This window comes from Streptomyces sp. GL_141 (assembly GCF_057834385.1).
In genome coordinates, this window is record NZ_CM174402.1 from 8,577,792 (window position 1) to 8,594,119 (window position 16,328).

Annotated in this window: 14 protein-coding genes; 7 read left to right on the top strand and 7 right to left on the bottom strand. The window is 72.6% G+C overall.

Annotation, left to right across the window (positions count from 1 at the left end):
• Positions 1 to 40: 40 nt before the first annotated feature.
• Genes AC3IX6_RS38140 through AC3IX6_RS38150 form a run of 3 tightly spaced genes read right to left on the bottom strand, consistent with a single transcriptional unit; the run spans position 41 to position 2,280 of the window.
• Positions 41 to 997, bottom strand: coding sequence for an anti-sigma factor RsbA family regulatory protein (locus AC3IX6_RS38140; protein ID WP_489367895.1), 957 nt, complete (start codon positions 995 to 997; stop codon positions 41 to 43).
• Entirely contained in the window at positions 994 to 1,344 is a 351-nt protein-coding gene (locus tag AC3IX6_RS38145; protein ID WP_489367896.1) for an STAS domain-containing protein, read from the bottom strand. The genes AC3IX6_RS38140 and AC3IX6_RS38145 overlap by 4 nt, the downstream gene beginning before the upstream one ends.
• 9 nt (positions 1,345 to 1,353) lie before the next feature.
• Positions 1,354 to 2,280 (bottom strand): SigB/SigF/SigG family RNA polymerase sigma factor, encoded by a 927-nt coding sequence (locus AC3IX6_RS38150; RefSeq protein ID WP_489367897.1) that lies wholly within the window; start codon positions 2,278 to 2,280, stop codon positions 1,354 to 1,356.
• 153 nt (positions 2,281 to 2,433) lie between these two features.
• Here AC3IX6_RS38150 and AC3IX6_RS38155 point away from each other — a divergent pair, with 153 nt between their 5' ends.
• Both AC3IX6_RS38155 and AC3IX6_RS38160 read left to right on the top strand, forming a co-directional pair.
• A complete protein-coding gene (locus AC3IX6_RS38155; protein ID WP_489367898.1) occupies positions 2,434 to 3,024 on the top strand; it encodes a hypothetical protein in 591 nt (196 codons plus the stop codon).
• Between the two features lie 162 nt (positions 3,025 to 3,186).
• Entirely contained in the window at positions 3,187 to 3,528 is a 342-nt protein-coding gene (locus AC3IX6_RS38160; RefSeq protein ID WP_489367899.1) for an STAS domain-containing protein, read from the top strand.
• Between the two features lie 36 nt (positions 3,529 to 3,564).
• Here AC3IX6_RS38160 and AC3IX6_RS38165 read toward each other — a convergent pair whose 3' ends face one another.
• Positions 3,565 to 4,020, bottom strand: a complete 456-nt coding sequence (locus tag AC3IX6_RS38165) for an ATP-binding protein (protein WP_489371685.1) — start codon at positions 4,018 to 4,020, stop codon at positions 3,565 to 3,567.
• Positions 4,021 to 4,359: 339 nt separating this feature from the next.
• Between AC3IX6_RS38165 and AC3IX6_RS38170 the strand changes: the two genes are divergently transcribed.
• The gene (locus tag AC3IX6_RS38170; protein WP_489367900.1) at positions 4,360 to 8,385 is read left to right on the top strand and encodes a HAMP domain-containing protein; all 4,026 of its coding nucleotides are present in this window, start codon (positions 4,360 to 4,362) and stop codon (positions 8,383 to 8,385) included.
• Positions 8,382 to 10,838: a PP2C family protein-serine/threonine phosphatase gene (locus AC3IX6_RS38175; RefSeq protein ID WP_489367901.1), complete on the top strand. Its 2,457-nt coding sequence runs from the start codon at positions 8,382 to 8,384 to the stop codon at positions 10,836 to 10,838. The genes AC3IX6_RS38170 and AC3IX6_RS38175 overlap by 4 nt, the downstream gene beginning before the upstream one ends.
• A gap of 57 nt (positions 10,839 to 10,895) precedes the next feature.
• On the opposite strand, the gene AC3IX6_RS38180 is transcribed toward AC3IX6_RS38175, so the two are convergent.
• Positions 10,896 to 11,534 (bottom strand): peptidylprolyl isomerase, encoded by a 639-nt coding sequence (locus AC3IX6_RS38180; protein WP_489367902.1) that lies wholly within the window; start codon positions 11,532 to 11,534, stop codon positions 10,896 to 10,898.
• Between the two features lie 142 nt (positions 11,535 to 11,676).
• Here AC3IX6_RS38180 and AC3IX6_RS38185 point away from each other — a divergent pair, with 142 nt between their 5' ends.
• Positions 11,677 to 12,474: an N-formylglutamate amidohydrolase gene (locus AC3IX6_RS38185; protein ID WP_489367903.1), complete on the top strand. Its 798-nt coding sequence runs from the start codon at positions 11,677 to 11,679 to the stop codon at positions 12,472 to 12,474.
• 126 nt (positions 12,475 to 12,600) lie between these two features.
• Positions 12,601 to 13,374, top strand: coding sequence for a dioxygenase family protein (locus tag AC3IX6_RS38190; protein WP_489367904.1), 774 nt, complete (start codon positions 12,601 to 12,603; stop codon positions 13,372 to 13,374).
• Here the strand turns inward: AC3IX6_RS38190 and AC3IX6_RS38195 are convergent.
• Complete coding sequence (locus tag AC3IX6_RS38195; protein WP_489371686.1) at positions 13,367 to 13,987, bottom strand: GNAT family N-acetyltransferase; 621 nt, start codon at positions 13,985 to 13,987, stop codon at positions 13,367 to 13,369. The genes AC3IX6_RS38190 and AC3IX6_RS38195 overlap by 8 nt on opposite strands.
• A 185-nt stretch (positions 13,988 to 14,172) precedes the next feature.
• Between AC3IX6_RS38195 and AC3IX6_RS38200 the strand changes: the two genes are divergently transcribed.
• Complete coding sequence (locus AC3IX6_RS38200) at positions 14,173 to 14,595, top strand: cytidine deaminase family protein (RefSeq protein WP_489367905.1); 423 nt, start codon at positions 14,173 to 14,175, stop codon at positions 14,593 to 14,595.
• Positions 14,596 to 15,247: 652 nt separating this feature from the next.
• Here AC3IX6_RS38200 and AC3IX6_RS38205 read toward each other — a convergent pair.
• Positions 15,248 to 16,261, bottom strand: coding sequence for an alpha/beta fold hydrolase (locus AC3IX6_RS38205; protein WP_489367906.1), 1,014 nt, complete (start codon positions 16,259 to 16,261; stop codon positions 15,248 to 15,250).
• Positions 16,262 to 16,328: the final 67 nt, after the last annotated feature.

Sequence of the window (16,328 nt, forward strand, 5' to 3'; positions counted from 1 at the left end):
GACACCCGAGCCCGACCCCGAGTGTAGGTGACCTCCGGTGTCAGGGCGTTGCCATGTGGAGCCGCAGCGTGAAGCCGTCGTCCGTGGCCCGGACCTCGACCAGATCGCAGAGCTGGTGGATCATCCAGAGGCCCCGGCCGCCGTTGGCGGAGGCCAGGGAGGGGCGGCGGCGCCCGGCGAGGGGATCCGCCAGGCGGCCCGCGTCGTGGACCTCGGCGACGACCCCCGCACCGGCTCCGGCGCTGGCCCACAGGCGCAGCGTGCCCTTCCCGCCCCCGTGGGACAGGGAGTTGGCCGCGGCCTCGCTCACGGCCAGGACCAGGTCGCCGCGGCGCGCCGCGCTCAGAGCGGTCCCGCGGGCCCAGGCGTCGGCGTACTCGCGCACCTCGGCCAGTCCGCCGTGGGCGTACGCGAACCGGGGCGCCTCGTCCCAGGGTTCGGGCAGCGGCAGGTCGCAGTCCGCCGAGACCCTTGCGGCGTCGGTGTAGGCCGGGCTCGGCAGGTCCAGGCCCCCCTCGATGAGGGTGGGGTGCGTGCGCCGGGCACCGGCCAGCACGTCGGGCGCCAGCCCCCGTACGTCGTACGGGCACAGGATCGTGGCGGGCCGGCCGGCGAAGGCGGTGTTGATGAGGGCCTCGTGCCGGGTGGCCTCCAGGACCTCGGCGGGGGAGCGGCCGGGCCAGATCGGCTCTCCGACGATCCGGACCGCCCGGCTGACGTGCAGGTCGGCGAAGTCCCGCAAGCCGGCCAGGATGCGGCCGGGATTGCGGCCCAGCTCCGTCATGTCCGTCCAGGTGATGCCCGCGGTGCTCCCGCCGAGGCTCTCGCGCAGGGCGTCCAGGTGCGGGCCCGGTACGGCGACGAGGACCGGTTCACCGGCCGACACGGCGGTGCGCACGAAGGCGCCCACGCCGGCCACGTACGCGTCGAGGTCCTGGTAGAAGAGGGCGGGATGGACGAAGGCCCCGGGCCCGGCGGGCTCAGGAACAGTGATCATGCTGCGACCTCCAGCGCGGCGCATTCGTCCGGGAACATCTCCACGACCTTGCGGAGCGAGTACGGCGGGTCGTGGAGCAGCAGGCGCCGCCCCTGCCCGCTGAGGGCGGCCGACGCCCGTACGAGGGCGGCGACCGCGGCCGTGTCGAGGAAGGCCACGGCGGAGAGGTCGAGGTGGACGACGGGGCCGGGCATCGCGGTCACGGCGCCGAGCGCGGCGGACAGGCACTGCCGGGTGTCGAGGTCGCAGCTGCCGCTCAGGCGCGCGCCGGGACGGTCCTGCCACGGCCGGGCGGTCAGCGGCGCCCACGCGTTCGCTCCCGCCTCCGCGCCGGATGGGGAGTTCATGGTCCTTTCCTACACCGCGAGCATGCCGTCGCGCAGCCGTGCCAGCGTCCGGGACAGGATGCGGGAGACCTGCATCTGGGAGACGCCGAGTGCGGCGCCGATCTCCGCCTGGGTCTTCTCCTGACCGAAGCGCATCCGCAGGATGAGCCGGTCGCGTTCGTCCAGTTGCTCCAGCAGGGGGGCGAGGGTGTGGAACTCCTCGAAGAGTTCCATGCCGGGATCGACGGCGCCGTGGCGCTCCGCCGCCGGCCGGGCGCCGCGGCCCGCCGCGGGCGAGGCGTCGCCGTCGGCGGCGACGGCGTCGAGGGAGCTGCTCGTGTAGCCGTTCGAGGCCACCAGCCCCTCGATGACCTCGTCCTCGGACAACTCCAGGTGCTGGGCGACCTCCTTGACCGTCGGCGCCCTGCCCAGGACGTCGCTCAGGGCGTCCTGCGCCTTGGCGAGTTCCGTACGCAGCTCCTGCAGGCGGCGCGGTACGTGCACGGCCCAGGTGGTGTCGCGGAAGTACCGCTTGATCTCACCGGTGATGTACGGAAGGGCCAGGGTGGAGAATTCGACCTCGCGCTCCGTGTCGTAGCGGTCGATGGCCTTGATCAGCCCGATGGTCCCCACCTGGATGACGTCCTCCATGTCGAGACCGCCGCCGAGCACGCGGGCCCGGAAGCGCCGCGCGGCGAACTGGACCAGGGACAGGTTCATTTCGATGAGCGTGTTGCGCGTGTACTGGTACTCGCGCGTCCCCTCCTCCAGCGTGCGCAGCCGCACGAAGAAGAGCCGCGAGAGCTCCCGCGCGTCGGCGGGCGCCATCTCCCGGGCGTTCTCCACCCGGAACAGGTCCACGTCCTGCGTGGGCGCTCCCGTGGACTCCAGGTCACACACGGGTACTTCAGCGTCTGCTGCACGCATGGGGCCTACAACGGTGGCCGAGCGATACATGGTGGCCGCTCCCTCCCGATTGACTGACGGCTGCCGGGGGCGCTTCTGCCCCGCCCGAAGGGGTCTACACACTCCGAAGCGCGATTCTTCCGCGGGGCGGCGCTGCCGACGGCCGCCAGCGGCCGGCAGCGGGCCGGTGGATAGCGTGGGGGCATGGCGATGACGGGGAAGCGACGGGTCCTGTACCGGCAGGGCAGCGGGTTCTGGCGGATGACGGCGAAGTGGGCCCTGTTCTTCGGTGCCTTGACCCTGCTGGACGGCGGCGTGCTCCGGTCGTGGGGCGACGCCGTGGTCTGGCCGATGATCGGGATCCTGCTGTGGGGGCCGTTCGGGATCGGCGTCGTCTGGTACCCGAAGAAGGACCAGCGGGTCGAACTGACGGCCCGTGAACTGCGGGTGCGGCGCAAGCGGCTGTCCATGGAGAAGGTGAACCTGTTGCACGTGGCGCGGCTGTGGCTGGAGGGGCGGTCGACCGCGGACGCCGAGCTGGTGGCGCAATGGACGCGGTCCGACCGGGTGGTGTGGGTGCCGCTGCGGGACGGCCGGGCTTTCGGCGTGGAGTTCCGCGATCCGGCCGCGTTCGCCAAGGTCTTCGGGGCCTTCGCGATCGCGGCGTGCGGCGGGCCCGACATCGTCCGCGCGAGGGCGGCGGCGGAGACCTACCCGGATCCGCTCCCGATACGGCCCCGCCGTACCGCCGACGACGCGGGCTCCTGGCTGGACGTCCTGGACGTCTTCACCTGAGAGCCGCAGGCGCACGGAGGGGAGCCGACCGGGATGCTGCGGCGCCGGAGCGCCGGAGCGCCGGAGCCGGGGTGCCCGAGCGCCGGGAGCCGGGGCGCCCGGGCGAGGAGCAGGCATACTCCCTTGGAAGAGACGTACGACTGACGATCCGGGGAGGCGGACATGACCGGAGCAGGGGACGGAAACGGGCAGGACGTGGTCGGGGACGGCTACCCGGCCGGGGCCGGCTGGGTGGTGGTGGCCCGCGGAGAGCTGGACCAGGACACCCTGGTTCCGCTGGAGGAGGCCCTCACCGCGGCCGCGGAGCTGCATCCGCTGGTGGTCCTGGACGCCGGTTCCATCACCTTCGGGGACTCCTCGTTCCTGAATCTGCTCCTGCGGCTGCACCACCTCACGACCCTGCGGATCGCGGCCCCCGGCGAGCAGTTGCGGCGGCTGTTCGCGGTGACCGGGGCCGATACGGTGCTGTCCCTGCACGAGAGCGTCGAGGCCGCCGCCGTGTGAACCCGCTCCGGGAGCCGGGCCGCCCCGCCCCGCCGATCAGTCGGTGTGGCCGGTGTGCGGGCCCTCGGAACGCGGGTCGTGCGGGTCCGGTCCGCCACCGGGCCGGAAGCACGCGGTGATCGCCTTCCCGCCGTGGCACGCGTGGACGTCCAGGGAATCGGCCAGGGCGTTGACGATCCCCAGCCCGCGGCCCGACGTGGCGCCCGCGTCGGGGGCGGGCTCCCGGTAGCGGGGCAGCCGCGGATCGGCGTCCGCCACGCTCACGTGCAGGCAGCGGCCGTCCCAGGTGAGCACGAGGTGCGCGGTGCCGGCCGCGTGCAGGTGCGCGTTGGTGACGAGTTCGGAGACGCAGACCAGCACGGAGTACACGGTGTCGGCCACCGAACCGCTCCACGGCAGCGACGCCAGATGGCCCGCCGTCCACTCCCGTGCCGCCCGGACACCCTCCGCGACGGGAAACGACCGGGCCCAGCCCACGGCCTTGACCGCCATCCCCTTCACCCCGCTTCCTCCGTGGTGTGCGCGTCTCACCGGTTCGTCTGCCCGGAACCCGCCGGGTCACCCCGAACTTCCAGAACGCCGTCCCCGAGGGCGCTTTCGGGCCGGGCGCGGAGGGCTTCCCGCCCACCGCCCTTTCCTGCAGGCGGGATGCGCTGTCCCCGGTGTGATCGACCGTGCCTTATCGTCCCTTCGGCGGCGCTAGCCTTCACCGGACCGGTGGTGCGGCGAAGGCGGAACCCACGGAGCCGGGCGCATCGGTGCGCCCCGCTACCGGGGGTCCTTCTTGTCCCGTTCGGCGGTGTATCGGTTTCGAGTGTGAGGTTGGGGCGGATGGCCGAGCGGACGGGCACGGGTTCGGCGGGCGGGGTGCCCCCGCTCCCCGGTGAGGGCGGGATCGGCGAGGCGGAACTGCGCAGGCTGCTGGCCGGGCTGACCGCCGTACGCGACGGGGATTTCCGTACCCGGCTGCCCGATGCGGCGGACGGGCTGCTCGGGGAGATCGCCACCGTCTTCAACGGGATGGTCAACCAGCTGTCCCTGTTCACCTCCGAGGTGACGAGGGTGGCCCGCGAGGTGGGCACCGAGGGGACGCTCGGCGGCCAGGCCGACGTACCGGGAGTCGGCGGTGCCTGGCTGGACCTCACGGATTCGGTCAACTTCATGGCGGGAAACCTCACCGCCCAGGTCCGCTCCATCGCCCAGGTCGCGACCGCCGTGGCCAAGGGCGACCTGTCGCAGAAGATCACCGTCACCGCGCGGGGGGAGATCCTGGAGCTGAAGGAAACCATCAACACGATGGTCGACCAGCTCTCCGGATTCGCCGGCGAGGTGACCCGGGTGGCCCGCGAGGTCGGCACCGAGGGCCGGCTCGGCGGCCAGGCCGACGTACAGGGAGTCTCCGGCACGTGGAAGGACCTGACGGAGTCGGTCAACGTCATGGCCGACAACCTCACCGCCCAGGTGCGCTCCATCGCCGAGGTCACCACCGCCGTGGCCCAGGGCGACCTGACCCAGAAGATCCGGGTGGACGCGCGCGGGGAGATCCTGGAGCTGAAGGAGACCATCAACACGATGGTCGACCAGCTCTCCGCCTTCGCCGACGAGGTCACCCGCGTGGCCCGCGAGGTCGGCACCGAGGGCAACCTGGGCGGTCAGGCCACGGTCCGGGGCGTCTCGGGCACCTGGAAGGACCTCACCGACAACGTCAACGTCATGGCCTCCAACCTCACCGGTCAGGTGCGCTCCATCGCCCAGGTGGCCACCGCCGTCGCCCGCGGCGACCTCTCGCAGAAGATCATGGTGGAGGCCAAGGGCGAGGTCGCCGCGCTGGCCGGGGTCATCAACACGATGGTCGACACCCTGTCCGCCTTCGCCGACGAAGTGACCAGGGTGGCCCGCGAGGTGGGCACCGAGGGCCGGCTCGGCGGCCAGGCGCAGGTACCCAATGTGGCGGGCACCTGGAAGGACCTCACCGACAACGTCAACTCCATGGCCAACAACCTCACCGGCCAGGTCCGCAACATCGCCCTCGTCACGACGGCCGTCGCCAACGGCGACCTGTCCAAGAAGATCGACGTGGACGCCCGCGGGGAGATCCTGGAGCTGAAGACCACCATCAACACGATGGTCGACCAGCTTTCCGCCTTCGCCGCCGAAGTCACCCGCGTCGCCCGCGAGGTGGGCAGCGAGGGCCGGCTCGGCGGCCAGGCCGAGGTCGAGGGAGTCTCCGGCACCTGGAAGCGGCTGACCGAGAACGTCAACGAGCTGGCCGGCAACCTGACCCGCCAGGTCCGGGCCATCGCCGAGGTCGCCAGCGCGGTCGCCGAGGGCGACCTGACCCGCTCGATCACGGTCGACGCCTCGGGCGAGGTCGCAGAACTCAAGGACAACATCAACTCCATGGTCGGCTCGCTCCGCGAGAGCACCCGCGCCAACCAGGAGCAGGACTGGCTCAAGTCGAACCTGGCCCGCATCTCCGGACTGATGCAGGGCCACCGGGACCTGGCCGCCGTCGCCGAACTCGTCATGGACGAACTGACGCCGCTGGTCGCCGCCCAGTACGGAGCCTTCTACCTCGCCGAGGACCGGCCCGGCGGCACCGTACTCACCCTCGTCGGCTCCTACGGGCGTTCCGCCGCCGCGGAGGAGGGCGCCGCCTTCGCCCTCGGCGAGTCCCTGGTCGGACAGGCGGCCCGCAGCCGCCGGATCATCGCCACCGACCAGGTCCCCGCCGGCTACGTGATCTCCTCCGGACTCGGCCACACCACCCCGGGCAGCCTGATCATCCTGCCGATCGTGGTGGACGACCAGATCCTCGGCGTGATCGAACTCGCCTCCTTCTCCGCCTTCAATCCCGTCCACCGCGACTTCCTGGCCCAGCTGATGGAGGCGATCGGCGCCAACGTCAACACCATCGTGGCCAACGCCCGCACCGACGAGCTCCTCGGCGAGTCCCAGCGGCTGACCGGTGAACTCCAGGCCCGCTCCGAGGAACTCCAGGTCCAGCAGGAGGAACTCCAGCGCTCCAACGCGGAGCTGGAGGAGAAGGCCGCCCTCCTCGCCAGCCAGAACAGCGACATCGAGGCCAAGAACCTGGAGATCGAGCAGGCCCGGCAGGAGCTGGAGACCCGCGCGCAGCAGCTGTCGCTGGCCTCCACCTACAAGTCCGAGTTCCTGGCCAACATGAGCCACGAGCTGCGCACCCCGCTCAACAGCCTGCTGATCCTGGCCCAGTTGCTCGCCCAGAACCCCGCGCGCAACCTCACCCCCAAGCAGGTCGAGTACGCCGGCATCATCCACTCGGCCGGCTCGGACCTCCTCCAGCTGATCAACGACATCCTCGACCTGTCGAAGGTCGAGGCCGGGAAGATGGACATCAACCCCGAGCGGGTGCACCTGCCCCAGCTCCTGGAGTACGTCGACGCCACCTTCCGGCCGATGACCACGCAGAAGAGCCTCGACTTCACCGTCACCACGGCCCCCGGCGCCCCCGACGACCTGCTCACCGACGACTCCCGACTGCGCCAGATCCTGCGCAACCTCCTGTCCAACGCCGTGAAGTTCACCGAGCGCGGCGGCGTCGAGCTCCGCATCGAACCGGCCGCGGCCCCCGAGATCCCCTCCGGACTCTCCCGGCGCGGTCCGATGCTGGCCTTCCGGGTGCGCGACACGGGCATCGGCATCCCCGAACAGCAGCTGGAATCGGTCTTCGGCGCCTTCCAGCAGGCCGACGGCACCACCAGCCGCAAGTACGGCGGCACCGGCCTCGGACTCTCCATCAGCCGCGAGATCGCCCAGCTCCTCGGCGGCGCCGTCACCGCGGAGAGCACCCCCGGCCAGGGCAGCACCTTCACCCTCTACCTGCCGGTCAGCCGCGCCGACTACGAGGACGCCTCCTACACCGACGCGCCCGCGGCGCTCCCGCCCGGGGCCCCGTACCGAGCGGCGAAGGGGCAGGGCGGCCGTCCCGGCGGGCCCGTACTCCCGGAACAGCGACGGCCCCGCCGCCTGCTGGTGATCGAGGAGCGGACCAACGGCCTGCTCTCCCTCGTCGCCGAGAGCGCCGACCGGGACTTCGCCCCCGACCACCGGGCGGCGGGGGAGCGGGGCGGCATTCACGTGGTCCACGCCACCGGCTCCCGCGAAGCGGCCGCCGCCCTGGCGGCGCACTCCTTCCACTGCGTCGTCCTGGAACTGGACCTGCCCGACGGCGAAGCGCTCCGGTTCCTCGACGCCCTCGACGGAGACCCGGCCCTCGCCTCGCTCCCCGTCCTCGCCCACAACAACCCCCGGGTGCGCACCGGCCAGGAGGAGGCCCTGCGCCGGCGGTCCGCGTCACACCGCGTGGAGCTGCTCTCCAGCCTGGACGAGCTGCGCGAACGCATCGCGCTCCACCTGTCCGCCGAACAGCCGGGAGACGTCCTGCCCCTGGTGCACGGGGACGCGCGCCGCCGGCCCGCCGATCACGTCCTCGAAGGCGACCTGGCCGGACGCACCGTCCTCGTCGTCGACGACGACGCACGCAACCTCTTCGCCCTCAGCGGGGTCCTGGAGCTGCACGGCATGCGGGTGCTCCACGCCGAGGACGGCCGCAAGGGCATCGACACCCTCGTCCGCAACGCCGGCGTCGACATCGTCCTGATGGACGTGATGATGCCCGAACTGGACGGCTACGCCGCCACCGCCGAGATCCGGCGGATGCCGCAGTACGCGGGCCTGCCCATCATCGCCGTCACGGCCAAGGCGATGCCCGGGGACCGGGAGAAGAGCCTCGCCGCGGGCGCCAGCGACTACGTGACCAAGCCGGTGGACGCCGACGACCTCATCGCCCGCATCCGGCGCCGGCTCACCCGGTGACCGGGCACACGCGCAGGCACGACGATGCCCGCAGACCGGGAACACCGGACGGCGACCGGCCCGCGGGCCTCGTCCCGCAGCAGGCTCCGACGCCCCTCGGGCGCCTCGTCGCCACCGTGGAACGGCTGCGCCGGGAAGTGCTGGAGGCGCAAGCGGCCGCCGACGGGCGGGCCCTGGTCGAACTGGCCAAGGGCATCCTGATCGGGCAGCTGAACTGCACCCCGGCCGCCGCGGCCCGCCAGCTCGACGTGCTGTGCCGCGAGAGCGGAATGTCCCCCCTCGAACTCGCCGCCGACATCGTCAACCAGGCCTCCCGCGACCACGTCAGCGAGCTCGCCGCCGAGTTCGTCGAACGTACGGGGGCGAGTACGGGTACCGGTACGGGTGCGGGCACCGGCGGGGCCGACCCGGCCGACCGGCACTCCACGGTCGCGGTGCGCCTGCGCACCGCCGAGAGCGGGGTGCTCGCCGTCGCCGCCGACACCCAGGCGGTCGCCGAGTCCCTCCTGACCAACGCCCTGGGCCCCCTGGGAGCCGTGGCGGTGGCCGTATGGGCAGCCGAGCCCGACGGTTCGCTGACCCTCGCCGGCCACGCCGGGTTCCCGCCCAGGGAAGCCGCCCGCTGGCGCCACGTACCCCCGGGCGTCTCCACCGTCGCCCGCCTCGCCCTGGGGGAACGCCGGCTGGTCACCCTCACCGACCTCGACCGGGAAGGGCTCCCCTCCATCGGCCGCGCCGAGTGGCCCGGCGGCGGGCGGATGGCGGTGCCCACGGGGACGGGCGGACGGATCCAGGGCGTCCTGGAGATCTGCTGGCCGCGCCCCCTGGAGCCGCAGGCACCCCCGATCGAGCGCCAGGTCGAGGCCCTCGCCGAGCTGTGCGCCCGCACCATGGACGCCTCGCCCCCGCGCGACCCCGCGGCGGCCGACGCGGTCCTCCCGGACGTGGCCGAGCTCATCGACCTGGCCGAGGGACTCCAGGACCCGGCCGTGGTGCTCACCCCGGTCCTCGACTCCGACGGCAGGCTCGCCGACTTCCGGATCCGCCACACCGGCAGCCGCTTCGTCGACCCGGTGGGACGGCCGCGCGGCGACGTCAACGGCGCCCTGCTGCTGGAGGCCTACCCACTGGCCGCCGGGGAGAGCGGGCTGTTCGACATCATCGAGCGCGTGCACGCGACGGGCGAGCCCTTCCGCGCCGAACGCATGAGCCTGACCGCGCTCGTCGACCAGATCCCGCTCACCTCGGTCGCGAACATCAGCGTCAGCCGCCACGGCTGCGCCGTCCTGCTGATCTGGCGGATCCAGGACGAGACGGCCCGCCTGGCCAACCTCCTCCAGCACGCCCAGCGGCTGGGCCGCATCGGAGGCTTCGAAGAGAACCTCGTCACCGGCGAGACCACCTGGAACGCCCAGCTCTACGCCCTCCACGGACTCCCGCCCAGCGCGCCCCCGGTCCGGCTGCGGGAACTCCCCGGCTACGCGCACCCCGACGACTCCGCGGCCCTCGGCCGCTTCCTGCGCGCGGTCCTGCGCCACCGCCGCCCCGCCTCCGTCAACCTGCGCCTGCGCCGATCCGACGGAATCACCCGCCACATCCGGGTCGTCGCCGAGCCCGTCCTCGACGCGGACCAGCGGCTGCACGCCGTGCGCGGCGCCTACCAGGACATCTCCGCCCAGCACTGGACCGAAGTGGCCCTGGCCGCCACCAGGGACCAACTCGCCCACACCGAGGCCGAGTCCGCCGAGCGCAACCGGCTGGCCCTTCAGCTCCAGCACGCCATCATGCCCCCCACCCCGCCGGCCATCGAGGCGCCCGGCCTGCGGGTGGCCGTCCGCTACCGGCCCGCGGAGATCGAGGCGCTCGTCGGCGGAGACTGGTACGACACCGTGGTGCTGCCCTCCGGGCTCATCATGCTGTCGGTGGGCGACGTCGCAGGGCACGGCATCGAGGCGGCCACCGGCATGGTCGTCCTGCGCAACGCCCTGCGCGGCCTCGCCGTCACCGGGGCGGGCCCCGGCCAACTGCTGTCCTGGCTCAACACGGTCACGCACCACCTGGCCAAGCACGTGACGGCCACGGCCGTCTGCGGCCTCTTCGACCCGCGCACGAGGGTGATGCGCTGGGCCCGTGCGGGCCACCTGCCTCCCGTGCTCGTCCGCGGCGGGGAGGCCGAGGCCTTCCCGCTCATCGAGGGGCTGCTCCTCGGAGCCCTGCCCGATGTCGCCTACGTCGAGCGGGAGGTCCAGCTCGAACCGGACGACACGCTGCTGATGTACACGGACGGGCTGGTGGAGCGCCGGGACTCCTCGGTGCAGGAGTCCCTCGGCCACCTCGTGCGCGCGGCGGCCACCGCCTCCGGGGACCTGGACGGCCAGCTGGACCGCCTCCTCGCGGAGAGCCGTTCCGACACGGACGACGACACGTGCGTGATCGGCATCCGGGTCGGCTGACGGCTCCGGCTGCCCAGATGGACCCAGATGGCACAGGCAGCCCCGGACGCGGGCAGGCTACCGGGAGGCGATCCGAACGGAGTCGACGGTGACCTGCTGCCGGGGCGCTCCGTCGCCCCCGCCGTCCCTGGTCCCGTTCTTCGCGATCTCGCGCAGCACCTGGGCGTTCCGGGTGATCTTGCCGAACGGGGTGTAGTGCGGGGGCAGTCGGGTGTCCCGGTACACGAGGAAGAACTGGCTGCCGTTGGTTCCCGGCCCCGAGTTCGCCATGGCGACGGTGCCGGCCGGATAGACGGCGCCCGTCAGGTTCTCGTCCGCGAACCGGTAGCCGGGCCCGCCGGCGCCGGTACCGCTCGGGTCTCCGCACTGCAGGACGAAGATGCCGGCGGTGGTGAGCCGGTGGCAGGTGGTCCCGTCGAAGTACTTCCGGCCGGCCAGGTACGCGAAGGAGTTCGTGGTGCACGGCGCCTTCGCCGTATCGGCCTCGAAGACCACGGCGCCGTGGTTGGTGTGGAGCGTGGCCGCGTACGGCCGCAGCCGGCCGACATCCGCGGGCGGAGTCCCCACGCTCCTGGCCGCCTTCCCCTGCGGCGTGTACGCGCAGGTGGCGGCGGCCGACGCCGGCCCCGAGGGCCCGGTGACCAGCCCGGCGACCAGTGCGGCGCCGGCGGCCAGGCGGAGAACGTTCGAGAGCATGGGGGTTCCAATCCAAGAGCAGGGACCGGCCCTTGATACCGGTGTCCCGCTCCGTCCCGGGGAGAAACGCCGTGCGGGTCCTTCGATCGGCGGATCCGGGCAGCTCGTATCCACGGGCCGGCCATCGACAGAGGAGCTGCACGTGAACCATCGGCCCGAGCCCTTCGAGATCCTCCCCGGCGCCGGCACGTCCCCGGTGATCCTCCACGTGCCGCACTCCTCCCGGGTCATACCGGAGCCGGTCCGCCGCGGAATCGACCTGTCCGACGAGGAACTGGACCGGGAGCTCGACCACATCACCGACTCCCACACCGCCGAGATCGCCGAGGCGGCCGCGGCCGCCTCCGCCGTCACGCCGTGGCGGTTCGTCAACGGGCTGTCCCGGCTGGTCATCGACCCGGAGCGGTTCCCCGACGAGCGGGAGGAGATGCTCGCCGTGGGCATGGGAGCGGTGTACACGCACTCCACCCACCGGGAGCGCCTGCGCCCCGAGGGGTTCGACGCCCGCCCCTTGCTCGACCGCTACTTCCACCCGTACGCGGAGGCGATGGCGCGGGCCGTACGGGACCGGCTGGAGGCCGCCGGACGAGCCGTGATCATCGACGTGCACTCGTACCCGACGGAGCCCCTGCCGTACGAACTCCACGGCGAGGGCGGCCGACCGCCGATCTGCCTGGGCACGGACCCCTTCCACACCCCGCCCGCCCTCCCGGCCGCCGCCGAGAAGGCGTTCGCGGGCTTCGGCGGCACCGGGCTCGACAGTCCCTTCGCCGGTACGTACGTGCCGCTGGAGCACTACGGCAAGGACGACCGGGTCGGCGCGCTGATGGTCGAGATCCGCCGGGACACGTACATGTCGGAGCCCGGCGGCCCCGCCGACCCCGGGCTCGCCGCGCTGGCGGCGGCCCTGACGGAACTGGTGGACGAGCTGTCGACCTGACCCCTCCGGTCCGGGTGGTGGATCGCGCGGCCCCGAGGCGTGTCGGTCCTGGTCGGGGCCCCTGCCGTCCGGCACGGTGGGCGGGGCCGGTGGCCGTCCGGCCGTCCACCATGACGGCCCAGAACCGTGCGAAGGGGTGCGTATGACGGAGAACGGCACCCCCGGACCAGCCGCCGCGCCCTCCTGCTGGCCGCCGGATCGGCCGGCGCCGCCGCACTGGCGGCCGCCTGTTCGGGTCCGGCGACCACCCGGGGGACGGCAGGCCGGCCCGAGGGCCCCGCGTCCCCGGCCCCGCCCGCGACCCCTTCCTCGACCCCGCCCCCGTCCCCGGCCGCGATCGCGGCCGCCACGGGATCGCCCACCCCGGCGTGCGTGCTCACCACGGAGGCGGGCGAAGGCCCGTACTACCTCGACCTGGACCGGGTCCGGTCCGACGTCACGGAAGGCCGGGCCGGCGTTCCGTTCCGCCTGGACCTGACCGTGGTCCGGGCATCGGCCGGCTGCCGCCCGGTCCCCGGCGCCGCGGTCGACATCTGGCAGGCGGACCCCGCGGGCACCTACTCCACCGGCAAGGAGACCTTCTTGCGCGGCACCCAGCTCACGGACGCCGCCGGACGGTGCACCTTCCGCACCCTCGTGCCGGGCTGGTACCGGGGCCTGGCGCCCCACATCCACTTCAAGGTCCGTCCCGACCGGCACACCGAGACGACCTCGCAGTTCTTCTTCCCCGAGGAACTCCTGCTGCGCGTGTACGAGATCCAGCCCTACGCCCGCCGCAAGGCCCCGGCCCACCCCAACACCCGGGACGGCCGCTACCGGGACTCGGGCGCCGCGATGACCCTGCCCCCGTCACCGGACGCAGCCGGCTACCGGGCGGCGTTCACCGTGGGCATCAGCTGACGTCCGCCGACGGCTCGTACCAGAGGCTCGTCATCGGGGCGTGCACGGTCCAGCCCAGCGCGGAGTAGAGCGCCCGGCCGTCGGGCGTGCCGACCAGGAGGCCCGTCCGCGCGCCGGCCTCGTACGCGGCGCCCTGGAGTGTGCGCATCACCAGACCGCCGAGGCCCTTGCGCCGGTGCTCGGCGGCGGTCTCGACCTGGTCGACGACGACGTGGGCGCCGACATGGGCGATCTGTCCACGGGCGGCGAAGTGCCCGTCGCGCGTGCGGACCAGGACGCGGCTGACGCCGCCCCGGGTCCAACGGGTGAGCGCGTAACCGGCCGGCACCTCGGGGCGCTCCGGTACGAGGTGACAGCTCATCAAGAATCCGGCCTTGTCGCCATGCCAGCCCGGCCCGACCCAGGGCAGCACCGCCTGCTCCTCGGCGAACAGCTTCAGCCAGGTCCCGGGCGCGCTCGTCGCAGTGGAGATCTTGCGCACGTCGGCCTCGGAGGGTTCCGGCAGCACGTGCCGGGCGACGTGCCTGGACTGCCCGACGTCGATCGTCCACCCCCACGGCTCGTCGATCGGATCCGAGCTGCCGCGGGAGACGACCCAGCCGTCGATCCACATTCGCACGAGCCCAGTGATTCCCGTGTCCGGCATGGCCGCCCGCCCCCTCGATCGGTAATAACTGATACCCGTGATCAGACCTTACGTAATGGGGGTGGGTCTTGACCATGGCCCGGGTGATACCCGCTTGCACAAGATCGCCGAGCGGGGCAACGTGGCCTGCGCATCGCACGAAGGCAGGAAAGATGACCGCTCAGGCCCACCGGGTCGACCACGTCGACCACGAACTCATCCAGGCCGCGGCCGACGTCGCGCGCACCCGCTGCCGGGGCGACAACCACACCGTGGCGGCCGCGGCCCGTGCCCGCGACGGCCGGATCATCACCGCGGTGAACGCCTACCACTTCACCGGAGGCCCCTGCGCCGAGCTGGTCCTCATCGGCACGGCAGCCGCGCAGGGCGCCTACGAGCTGGACACGATCGTCGCCGTGGGCGACCGCGACCGTGGGGTGATCCCCCCGTGCGGCCGGTGCCGGCAAGTCCTCCTCGACTACTTCCCGGCCCTGAAGGTCATCGTCGGCAACGACGACCGCGTCCGCACCACCCCCATCGCCGACCTGCTGCCCGAAACCTACGTCTGGGCCGACCACCAGCTCGACGCCGGATAGGCCCTGCACTGCCGAAGCCGCCGCCGGTGACCGAGCCTGCGGTCCGTACCCTGACGCGGTGCCCCCCTTGTCGAGAGCCATGAGCGGCACCGTCGACCCGCCTCTGCTCCCGCTGTCGGATCGTGTCTCAGAACTCCTCTCGGAGCTGGGAGTTCCGCCGCGGCTGGCGGCTCACCTGCGAGCGGTCCATGACGTCGCGCACCAACTGGTCGACTGGGTGGAGCGGAGCCACCCCGCCGTGACCTTCGACCGCGAGGCGGTGCAGTCGCGCGTCGACTTGGAAGACCTCTTGGTGAGCCTCGCCGACAAGATCTGGAAGAACCGAGGGCGCCTTCGGCCCCGCCCTCACGGCCCTCGGCCTGGCAGCGGCGGGCTGTCGGGGTGGCCAGGCTGGGGCCGTGGCCGGTTTCCTGGAGGCGCGGTGGACACAGGCCCTGCGGACGGAGTCGCCACCGACCCCGGTCGCCCCTTGGCTCGCCCGCTGGGAGACCGAGAGGGGCAGGGGCGCCCGCCGCCACCTGACCGAGAGCGTCGGCTGGTGGCGGGAGGAGCTGACGTCCGACGATTCGCCGTTCTGGTGGTGGGGATCCGCGGCAGAGGGGCAGGCCGCCTGGCACGAGGTGAAGACAGGGCGGAGCGCCCCCGCCGGCTGCTACGTGAGGAACTCGCGGAGGACGGTGACCGTCTCCTCCGGCGCCTCGAAGGGCCAGAAGTGGCCCGAGTCGAAGAGGTGGACGCCGCTCCCCTTCGGGAGTTGTGCGAGGACCTCGGGGTCGGTGTAGAACTCGCGGGGCTGCAGCGGGTCGCCCGCTCCCTGCAGGAGCAGGACCGGGCACGTCCACCGGGGGATGAGCCGGGTGCGCCGCTCGATCCATTCCTGACGGAACGACGAGGAGTGGAAGTAGCGGGGGACCGCCGTGCTGATTCCGTCGTAGCCGAACTCCTGCACGGTGCGCGCGAGGTCCGAGGTCTTCACTTCGCGCTCGGTGAGCAGGAGGTAGGCGGTGGCCACGAGGCGGCGGGCATCGGCCAGCATCGAAGGAGCCTCGGGAGAGGTGAACATCGCCTGCTGAGGGTGGAGTTCGGGGTTCAGGTGCCAGAGGTGCTGCTGTCCGCGGCCGTACCGGACGACGCGGTCGCCCGACCGGGCCACGAGGTGGTCTCCGACCGGAGTGCCCCGGTCGTGCGTGATCAGACTGAACCGCTCGATCCCGAGCTGGTCCAGGAGGGCTTCGAGCTGGATGGCGACACCCTCCTGGCGGAAGTCGCCGGTGCCCTTCTCCGACTGGCCGTAGCCCTTCAGGTCGATGGCCAGGCAGCGGTGGTCGGAGCCGAGCGCCTCGAGCGCGTAGTGCCACTGCCACCAGGAGTCGGGCACGCCGTGGAGGAACACCACGACGGGGCCGTCCGCGGGTCCCGCCTCGACGTAGTGCCAGCGGACGGTTTCGCCGTCGCCGGGAGCCTCGGCGATGCGGTGCGTGACGGTGACGTTCCCCAACTGCTCCTGGTCGCCGTCGGCGTCGAGAGCGCGGGGCGGCGTCTGCGGCAGTTCGCCGATGAACTCATCGACGGTGGCGAGTCTGGCGAAACCCTCCTCCAGTCCCGCGCGGACCCGCTGCGGAAGCGGGGAGTATGCGTGCTGAATCACGTGGTCGTCGGACGGCATGGCCGGTCCTCTCTTCCATCTCGCGTCGTGTGTCGTGGACCGCTAACTGATGAAAGCATCAATTACG